This is a genomic window from Pseudomonas sp. 05N36, assembly GCF_056397385.1.
This window is the reverse complement of record NZ_JBFTNH010000055.1, coordinates 1-818: the sequence shown is the minus strand read 5'-3', so window position 1 is coordinate 818 and position 818 is coordinate 1. Positions and strand designations below refer to the sequence as shown.

Here is an 818-nt window from a genome sequence, read left to right as displayed (position 1 = left end):
CTGGCCATGCAGGTGGAAGCTATGTTTGCCAATGTCGATACCGAGAAGCGTCATCGTGTTCATGAGAGATCCTCCGCCGAAAACGAGAAAAGCCCTGCAAGCGTAAACCTGCAGGGCTTCTCGGTCAGGCTGACCATCTCATTAAGCCCCGCTCAGTGGCGGGGCTAGAGAATTTCGGTTTGTGATTTAGGCGACAGCACTGGTTTTGATTCCAAACAGGCCGAGGTAACTGTTGGCTGCGCCATCACGATAAGAATCTAGCTGATCGTGGCCAGCCCAAGTGAGGCTGTAGAAATCTCCACTGGTGTCCGATCGTAGAGCAATCAAACCCGAACCACTCAACAAACCCAAGTGGTAGCTGAGCTCCTCAGTGAGTTTCGCAGCAGCGTCTTCGTCATTTTCGATTGAGCGTCGAAGCTCAAATGAGCGCTGCAAAGAAGGAACATTCAAGCCACGAACGTCGGAGGCAATCTCCAGAAAAGTGAGGATTTTATAAGCGAAGTAATGATTTCTTTTCATGCTGATCCCTCAGAAATAGCAACATATTAATACCATTTTGATATTACATTATTACTACATAAAATTGAAAAAAATTGACTACTTGCTCAAAATCTAATGCGAATTCTATGTCCAGGCCTTCCGGCCGCCCAGGCTGCGGTATATTCGAGACATAAAAATGTATGGTCAGCCCCTCTCCTGCAACCTCTTTGGCTGTTTTCGGTAAAGCTGGCTTGCGCTAATGTATCCGGGCTCATTGTGAGCGTTGCTGCTACAACGCTCGGCCCTCGATGAGTAGCCGCTCCCGACTGTCCTGAAAA

General features: G+C 48.4%; 1 protein-coding gene. It reads right to left on the bottom strand.

Annotation, left to right across the window (positions count from 1 at the left end; translation table 11 throughout):
• Window positions 1-186 precede the first annotated feature (186 nt).
• A complete protein-coding gene (locus AC1DIH_RS28120) occupies window positions 187-519 on the bottom strand; it encodes a hypothetical protein (RefSeq protein ID WP_477774085.1) in 333 nt (110 codons plus the stop codon).
• Between the last annotated feature and the right edge of the window lie 299 nt (window positions 520-818).